This window comes from Bradyrhizobium sp. (genome assembly GCF_050014615.1).
Classification (GTDB): Bacteria; Pseudomonadota; Alphaproteobacteria; order Rhizobiales; family Xanthobacteraceae; genus Bradyrhizobium.
In genome coordinates, this window is sequence record NZ_JBEKCZ010000238.1 from 1 (window position 1) to 7,699 (window position 7,699).

The 7,699-nt window shown below is 61.0% G+C and carries 8 protein-coding genes and 1 pseudogene; 5 read left to right on the plus strand and 4 right to left on the minus strand.

Translation table 11 applies throughout. The annotated features are described in order from the left end of the window. Window positions 1-76: 76 nt before the first annotated feature. Genes ABR948_RS26230 through ABR948_RS26245 form a run of 4 tightly spaced genes read left to right on the plus strand, consistent with a single transcriptional unit; the run spans window position 77 to window position 4,260 of the window. A complete protein-coding gene (locus ABR948_RS26230; protein ID WP_428123552.1) occupies window positions 77-739 on the plus strand; it encodes a hydrogenase-4 component E in 663 nt (220 codons plus the stop codon). Then, window positions 736-2,187: a hydrogenase 4 subunit F gene (locus tag ABR948_RS26235; protein WP_428123536.1), complete on the plus strand. Its 1,452-nt coding sequence runs from the start codon at window positions 736-738 to the stop codon at window positions 2,185-2,187. Before ABR948_RS26230 ends, ABR948_RS26235 begins: the two co-directional genes overlap by 4 nt. A gap of 15 nt (window positions 2,188-2,202) precedes the next feature. Next, the gene (locus ABR948_RS26240; protein WP_428123539.1) at window positions 2,203-3,714 is read left to right on the plus strand and encodes a hydrogenase large subunit; all 1,512 of its coding nucleotides are present in this window, start codon (window positions 2,203-2,205) and stop codon (window positions 3,712-3,714) included. Window positions 3,715-3,726: 12 nt separating this feature from the next. Beyond that, window positions 3,727-4,260, plus strand: coding sequence for an NADH-quinone oxidoreductase subunit B family protein (locus tag ABR948_RS26245; RefSeq protein WP_428123541.1), 534 nt, complete (start codon window positions 3,727-3,729; stop codon window positions 4,258-4,260). Between the two features lie 120 nt (window positions 4,261-4,380). Here the strand turns inward: ABR948_RS26245 and ABR948_RS26250 are convergent, their stop codons facing one another. Then, window positions 4,381-4,701 carry a helix-turn-helix domain-containing protein gene (locus ABR948_RS26250; protein WP_428123543.1) on the minus strand — a complete coding sequence of 107 codons (321 nt, stop codon included), beginning with the start codon at window positions 4,699-4,701 and terminating at the stop codon, window positions 4,381-4,383. Window positions 4,702-4,969: 268 nt separating this feature from the next. Here ABR948_RS26250 and ABR948_RS26255 point away from each other — a divergent pair, with 268 nt between their 5' ends. Beyond that, a complete protein-coding gene (locus tag ABR948_RS26255; protein WP_428123546.1) occupies window positions 4,970-5,704 on the plus strand; it encodes a spermidine synthase in 735 nt (244 codons plus the stop codon). Between the two features lie 75 nt (window positions 5,705-5,779). Here the strand turns inward: ABR948_RS26255 and gfa are convergent, their stop codons facing one another. The 3 genes and pseudogenes from gfa to ABR948_RS26270 all read right to left on the minus strand — a co-directional run. Further along, entirely contained in the window at window positions 5,780-6,343 is a 564-nt protein-coding gene (gene gfa / locus ABR948_RS26260; protein ID WP_428123548.1) for an S-(hydroxymethyl)glutathione synthase, read from the minus strand. 47 nt (window positions 6,344-6,390) lie between these two features. Beyond that, complete coding sequence (locus tag ABR948_RS26265; protein WP_428123550.1) at window positions 6,391-7,500, minus strand: S-(hydroxymethyl)glutathione dehydrogenase/class III alcohol dehydrogenase; 1,110 nt, start codon at window positions 7,498-7,500, stop codon at window positions 6,391-6,393. 77 nt (window positions 7,501-7,577) lie between these two features. Next, window positions 7,578-7,699, minus strand: a pseudogene (locus ABR948_RS26270) (c-type cytochrome, methanol metabolism-related); the annotation flags it as partial.

A 7,699-nucleotide genomic window follows, 5' to 3' on the forward strand; every position in this document is an offset into this window, starting at 1 on the left:
AATTTCTCGGTGCCGCGCTCATGCTCGGCCTGCTCGGTACCCTCCTCCTGTTCGTGTCGAGGAGTTTCTGATGCAGATGCACAGCCTCTCCTTCGACATCTCGCACACGCTCGCCGGCGGGCTCGTCCTGATAAGCTTCATGATGCTGTACCAGGACCGGCTCTATTCGCTGCTCAACGTGTTTGCGTTCCACGCCCTGGTGCTCGCCCTTTCCGTCGCCTGGCAGGCCTATGTCCAGAACGCGCCCCATCTCTACATCACCGCAGCCATCGCCCTTGTCTTCAAGGCGATCGTCATTCCCGTGGCGCTGCATCGCATCGTCAAGCGGCTCGGGATTCATCGCGACATCGAATCGGCCGTCGGGATCGGTCCGACCATGCTGGCGGGGATGGCCCTGGTCGCGCTGTCGATGGTTTTGATGCTGCGGGTGACCGCCGAAGCCGATCCGCTGGCGCGCGAGGATCTCGCCTTCGCCCTGTCGGTGGTGCTGCTCGGACTTCTGGTCATGGTGACGCGCCGCAATGCGGTCAGTCAGGTCGTGGGATTCATGTCGCTTGAGAACGGACTGGTGCTGGCGGCCACCGGCGCCAAAGGCATGCCGCTCGTGGTCGAGATCAGCGTGGCTTTTTCGATTCTGATCGCCTTCATCGTCATCGGCATCTTCCTGTTCCGGATCCGTGAACGCTTCGACTCGGTGGACGTTTCCGCGCTCGACGACTACCGGGGCGAGCGGCGATGAACTTCCATTCCTTCAATCCGGTGGTGGCGGTGTTGCTGATTCCAATCGGCGCGGCGGCATTGCTGGCGATACTGCCGGGCTACCGGCTGACGGCGCGGTTGAACGTCGCGGCGAGCCTCGCGACATTTCTTTCGGCACTCTCATTGTTCGTGATCGAACGTCCGCAGCCCACGCCGTACGTGCTGGTCGATGACCTCAATATCGTGTTCATCGTGCTCAACACCTTCGTCGGTTTCACGACCAGCATCTTCAGCGCCAGCTACATCGCGCATGAACTCGACACCGGCCGGTTGACGCCGACATACCTGCGTTTTTACCACGCCATGTATCAGACCATGATGTTCGGCATGAACCTCGCCTTCGTGTCGAACAATATCGGCCTGATGTGGGTCGCGGTTGAAATCGCGACGCTGACGACGGTGCTGATGGTCGGCATCTATCGCACACACGCCGCGCTGGAAGCGGCCTGGAAATATTTCATCCTGGGCAGCGTCGGGATCGCCTTCGCGCTGTTCGGCACGATCCTGGTCTACATGGCGGCGCGCCCGGTCGTCGGCGAGGGCCAGGACGCCATGGTCTGGACGCTGCTGGTCGAGCGCGCGGCGCATTTCGACCCTGCCCTTCTCAATGTCGCTTTCGTCTTCCTGTTTCTCGGCTACGGGACCAAGGTCGGCCTCGCGCCGCTGCACGCCTGGCTGCCCGACGCGCATGCCGAAGGTCCCACGCCGATCTCGGCCGTGCTGTCCGGCCTGCTGCTGAATGTGGCGCTCTACGCCCTGTTGCGCTTCAAGATATTGCTCGCGGTCAGTCCGAACGCGATTTCGCCCGGCCCCCTGATGGTGACGATTGGCCTGGTTTCGCTGGTTTTCGCGGCGTTCATGCTGTACCGCCGGCGCGACATCAAGCGTCTGTTTGCCTACTCCTCGATCGAACACATGGGGATCATCGTTTTCGCGTTCGGAATGGGCGGCCCGCTCGCCAATTTTGCCGGACTGCTGCACATGGTGATGCACAGCCTGACCAAGTCGGCGATCTTCTATGCCGTCGGTCATATTTCGCAGGTCAAGGGCACGCAGCGGATCAACAGGATCCGGGGCCTGACGGTGACGCATCCGGCGCTTGGCTGGGGCCTGGTGGTGGGCGTCGTCGCGATCGCCGGATTGCCGCCGCTCGGCATCTTCATGAGCGAATTTCTCGTCGTCAGCTCCACCTTCGCACGGCAGCCCCTGCTCGCCATCGTCCTCGTGTCCGGAATTTTGCTGGCCTTCGGCGCGTTGCTGTTGCGCCTGACAAGCGTGGCGTTCGGCACCCCCCGCGGCAGCACAGCTCCGGTCGAGGCTTCCTATGTACCCATGTTTGCCCATCTCTCGCTGGTTCTGGTCGCGGGTGTCTATCTTCCTGCCCCGGTCGTGATCTGGTTCCAGCATGTGGCGACCCTGCTTGGATAGCGCGAGGAACATGACATGCCATCCTTGATCGATCTGATGCTGCAGGGCCATGAGGTCCAGCACCACTCTCCCTGGCCACGATCCGCGGTCGATGCCGCGGTCTGGAATGTTGCAGGCAGCGGACTGGCACAGGGTCGCTGGAGCTTGCTCGGCCTTTGGGGGGAACCTGCAACGGTGCATATGGCGATCATCGACGCGCAGACCGCCGAAATCGCTGTCATCAGCCTCGACTGCCCCGAGCGCCATTATCCGTCGATCGGCAAGCATCACCCGCCGGCGCTCAGATTGGAGCGCGCGATTCACGATCTGTTTGGACTGGTGGCCGAAGGCTCGCCCGATCCACGCCCGTGGCTTGACCACAACCGTTGGGGAACACGCTTCCCGCTGGCGGATCGCATCGACTCGCTGTCGAACGGTTTGCCCTATCGCTTCCTCCCCGCGGAAGGCGACGGCCTGCACCAGATTGCGGTCGGTCCAGTGCACGCCGGCATCATTGAGCCCGGGCATTTCCGTTTCACGGCCAGCGGGGAGACCGTGGTTCGTCTGGAACAGCGATTGGGATACACCCACAAGGGTATCGAGGGGCTGATGATCGGAGCCGACCTCGATCGGGCTGTTCAACTCGCCGCACGCGTATCGGGCGACAGCACGGTTGCGTATGCGTTTGCCTTTTCGCGGGCGGTCGAAGCCGCGCTGGAGATCGCGGTGCCTGATCGCGCGGTCTGGCTGCGTGCGCTGCTCGCAGAGCTCGAGCGCCTTGCGCACCATCTCGGCGACATCGGGGCGATCTGCAACGATGCCTCCTTCACATTGATGCACGCTTTGTGCAGCGTATTGCGAGAGGACGTCCTGCGCGCATCCAACACAGCGTTCGGGCATCGATTGATGCGGGACGTCATCGTGCCTGGCGGCGTGACACGCGACCTCGACAATAACGGGACGAAAGCTATCCGGGCGGCACTGGACAATATCCGCCGGCGCTTTCCTGCTCTGGTCGAATTATATGACAATACCGCTTCGCTGCAGGATCGTACCGTCGACACGGGCATGCTCAAGCCTGCATTGGCCAAACAGTATGCCGCTGGAGGTTACATCGGCCGCGCGTCCGGGCGATCCTTTGACGCGCGCCGGACCCTCGCCTATCCGCCATATGACAGCCTGAGCTTTGACGTGCCGGTTCTGAGCGAGGGTGATGTCAACGCCCGCGTCTGGATCCGCGTGCGCGAGGTCGAGCAGAGTCTCTCCCTGATCGACCAGATACTGGACCGGCTTCCCGGAGGCCCGTTGCGGGCGAATGCGGGCCAACTTCGTGAGCCGCGGGAAGGTATGGCGATCGTCGAGGGGTTTCGCGGCGATGTTCTGGTCTGGCTCCGCTTGCGCAATGGCCGGATCGAGCGATGCCACCTGCGCGACCCCTCGTGGTTTCAGTGGCCGCTGCTGGAGGCTGTAATCGAAGGCAATATCGTCGCCGACTTCCCGCTCTGCAACAAATCCTTCAACTGCTCATATTCGGGCCACGATCTCTGAGGAACCGCACAGATGCGCAAGCTGCTTTTTGAAAGCCTGTTCCGCCGGCCGTTCACCGAGCAGGCGCCGTCTCCCGACGATGCCGCGGCAACCGAACTGGCGATCGCCGTGGGCCTTGCCGCCCGGCGGCATCTCGGACGCAGCCTGTCGATACGCGAAATCGATGCCGGGTCGTGCAATGGATGCGAACTTGAAATCCACGCGTTGAACAATGCCTATTACGACGTCGAGCGCTTCGGTCTCCGGTTCGTTGCGTCGCCGCGTCATGCCGATGTGTTGATGGTAACCGGACCGGTCACGAAGAACATGCGCGACGCGCTGGAGCGTACCTATCATGCGACCCCGAACCCGAAATGGGTCGTCTCCGTGGGAGATTGCGCCCGGGATGGCGGCTGCTTTGCCGGCAGCTATGCGGTGGCAGGAGGGGTCTCGCAGGTCGTCCCGGTCGATCTTCATATTCCGGGTTGTCCGCCGCCGCCGATAAATATCTTGCAGGGGCTGCTCGCCCTGCTCGATCAAACGGCCAAAAGCGTCGCCCCCACGTGAGTAGCGGGGAACTATGCGGATGTCTGAGGAAAAGAAATCGGCAACAGTAAGCTGGCAGATCCCATGCCTTCACAGGAGCTTCAAGCAGATAATCGATTTGCTGGTTCGCAACCCGGGGGTCTATCGCGCCCGCTCCAGGGTCCGCGACGAAGCCGGCTTGGGCTGCTTGATGTTCTTCATTTTCGGCTTGGTGACGTGCTCCCTGAGACGGACGCCTCGACCGCCGGTCAAACTCTGCCCTCCCGGATTGATCAATTCGATCCCGGCATTCTCCAATGCGGAAACCAACTTCATCAGGGAATCGACGTTGCCGCGGATAACGCCGTCGCTGGCTTCCATGCGCTGAATGGTCGGCACCGAAAGATTCGCCAGATTGGCTGTCTGCCGCTGGTCTATATTCAGGAGCGCGCGGGCGGCCCTGAGCTGGTTGGCCGTGATCATGAAATGGCGGCTTCCGGTCCGATGTGGATCGGATATATCTATACCATCCCAACTAGCGTTTCAAGCATCAATTTTGATGCAAAATATATCATAACCCCGCTCGCGCCGCTTGCAGCGGATCGAGGCCGGGGGACTTGTATCGAATTTTGATCGAATGCGGAAACATCCTCGGACTTTTACCGAACGAGTTGTCTCTCTACAAATTGCGTGATAATAGATGTTTAAAGCATGTATTATGATGCTGCAACCCTTGGGATAGTTGCCTGCCGTGAAATTGCTGGGTCGTTATCAAGGCAAGAATGGGCAGATCGATATCGTCGAGTGTTCCTGGGACGGCACACGCGTGTATTTCGAAGAGGGGATCAGACAGAGCCAGGCGACGCCGGACGGTGAAAGCGTATTCACCTACGTCAAGCTCATGGACGAACTGCTGTCTCGGTCCGAAACAATCCTCGTGCTGGGCTGTGGTGGCGGTAATCTTGCGACACGGCTGTCGCGTCTCGGCAAGCGATTGACCATCGTCGACATCAACCCGATCAGTTTCATGCTCGCGCACAGATATTTCGATCTGCCGGACGAATTGCCCTGCATCGTCTCTGATTTTCGAAAATTCGTGTTCGATGACCGTGCCTATTACGACGGCATTGCGATCGACGTCGGCGGACCGGGATTCCATTTCACGGAAGAGTTTGACGCGGAGACCTGCGATGCCATCCGCGCCCGTCTGGCACCGGGCGGCCGGATCGTGATGAACGTGATGGTGGCACACGACATTGATCCAACACCCGACCGGATCGCAGCCCGACTCGCCGGTGAAGAACTGCGGACATGGATCGTCGATGAGCCATTCATCGAGGATCGCAATGCCGTCATCGCCTGCGTCCCCGAGAGGACCTTGGGTTCACGGGCAGCGCTCGATCGCGTGATGCACCACAGCCATGAACGCTGGATCATCCGCCGGGGAAGATTGCGAAGCCGGGATCTCGCCTGCGGATTGCGCTAGGCGCAAACGCCAGCCTCGCCGGTGGTGATGACCACCAGCGAGAGCTAACGCGAGCACTTGGTTCAGGCGGCCGGGTCAGGCCGCTTTGGATTTCGCCACATGCGTGGCGATCGCATCCATCAGTGCCGGGGACAGACAATCGTAAGGCTCAAGCCCGAGTTCCTTGAGGCGCGACCTGATCCCGCCCATCTCCGACGGGTTGACGCCGGACTCGATCACCGAGGACACGAACGCCGCAAAGGCCGGGGCTGCCGAGCCGCCTTCGGTGAACAGTTCGGGGTGGATGAAGTCGAGACCATAGAACGGATGGCTCTTGTTCTCGATGCGGCCGTACATGTGGGTGCCGCAGGCCTTGCAGGCGTGGCGCTGGATGGTCTTCGAGGCATCGACGATGTGAAGCTTGTCGCCGTTCTCCAGCACGGTCACGTTCTCGCGCGGCACCACCGCGACCACCGAGAACACCGCGCCGGCGGGTTTCCAGCACTGGGTGCAGCCGCAGGCATGGTTGTGGGCGACGTCGCCCTTGATGCCGACCTTCACCTGCTTGTCCTTGCATTTGCAGACGAGGGTTCCGCCGGCAAAGCTGCCCGAACCTTTCTTGACTCCACTATCAACCGATGGATGGATGTGAACGGTCATTGGCCTATCCTCCTTGTGTGTGACGCTTTTGATTTAGTACGCAACCTCTAGAACACGACGACCGATCGGATCGACTTGCCCTCGTGCATCAGATCGAACCCCTTGTTGATCTCCTCGAGCTTGAGGACATGGGTAATCATCGGGTCGATCTGAATCTTTCCGTTCATGTACCAGTCGACGATTTTCGGCACATCGGTACGGCCCCGCGCGCCGCCGAACGCGGTGCCCTTCCAGACCCGGCCGGTGACGAGCTGGAACGGCCGGGTCGCAATTTCCTTGCCGGATTCCGCCACGCCGATCACCACCGATACGCCCCAGCCGCGATGACAGGCTTCCAGCGCCTGTCGCATCACGGTGGTATTGCCGGTGCAGTCGAAGGTGAAGTCGGCGCCGCCGTCGGTCAATCCGACCAGATGCTGGACGACATCGCCATCGATCTTTTTGGGATTGACGAAGTGCGTCATGCCGAAGCGGCGGCCCCATTCCTCCTTGGAATCGTTGACGTCGACGCCGATGATCTTGTCGGCGCCAACCATCCGCGCGCCCTGGATCACGTTGAGTCCGATACCGCCGAGCCCGAACACGACCACGTTGGCGCCGGGCGTAACCTTGGCGGTGTTGACCACCGCGCCGACGCCGGTGGTCACGCCGCAGCCGATGTAACAGCTCTTGTCGAATGGCGCGTCCTCGCGAATCTTGGCGACCGCGATCTCCGGCAGCACGGTGAAATTCGAAAATGTCGAGCAGCCCATATAGTGGAAGACCGTCTTGCCCTTGTGGCTGAAGCGCGAGGTGCCGTCGGGCATCAGGCCCTTGCCCTGCGTCGCGCGGATCGCGGTACACAGGTTGGTCTTCTGGCTGAGGCAGCTTTTGCACTGGCGGCATTCGGGCGTGTAGAGCGGAATCACATGGTCGCCCGGCTTCACCGAAGTGACGCCCGGTCCTACCTCGCGGACGATACCGGCACCTTCATGGCCGAGGATCGAGGGGAAGATTCCTTCGCTGTCGAAGCCGTCGAGCGTATAGGCGTCGGTGTGACAAATTCCCGTCGCCTTGATCTCGACGAGGACCTCACCCGCCTTGGGGCCCTCCAGATCGAGCTCAACGATTTCAAGCGGCTTTTTCGCCTCGAACGCGACCGCGGCTCGTGTCTTCATCTTATACTCCTGTTGTGCTCTTCAACGTCACAAGACATGCCATCATCCGTGCTCATTTACACGATGTTTCCACGCAGTCATTTGATCCCCGTACAACTGGCCTCGGCGTCTTTGGCGGCTTGCGGCTTGTCTTCATGTTTGGGCGGCCGGCCGCCGGGAATGGCGTCGTTGGCGCGGGCGCGCAGATAGACGTAGATAT

Bases quoted from the DNA above. Each gene is read 5' to 3' on its own strand.
- ABR948_RS26235 (WP_428123536.1), top strand. From the start codon at position 736: ATGAACTTCCATTCCTTCAATCCGGTGGTGGCGGTGTTGCTGATTCCA.
- ABR948_RS26250 (WP_428123543.1), bottom strand. From the start codon at position 4,701: ATGATCACGGCCAACCAGCTCAGGGCCGCCCGCGCGCTCCTGAATATA.
- ABR948_RS26245 (WP_428123541.1), top strand. From the start codon at position 3,727: ATGCGCAAGCTGCTTTTTGAAAGCCTGTTCCGCCGGCCGTTCACCGAG.
- ABR948_RS26265 (WP_428123550.1), bottom strand. From the start codon at position 7,500: ATGAAGACACGAGCCGCGGTCGCGTTCGAGGCGAAAAAGCCGCTTGAA.
- ABR948_RS26240 (WP_428123539.1), top strand. From the start codon at position 2,203: ATGCCATCCTTGATCGATCTGATGCTGCAGGGCCATGAGGTCCAGCAC.
- gfa (WP_428123548.1), bottom strand. From the start codon at position 6,343: ATGACCGTTCACATCCATCCATCGGTTGATAGTGGAGTCAAGAAAGGT.
- ABR948_RS26230 (WP_428123552.1), top strand. From the start codon at position 77: ATGCACAGCCTCTCCTTCGACATCTCGCACACGCTCGCCGGCGGGCTC.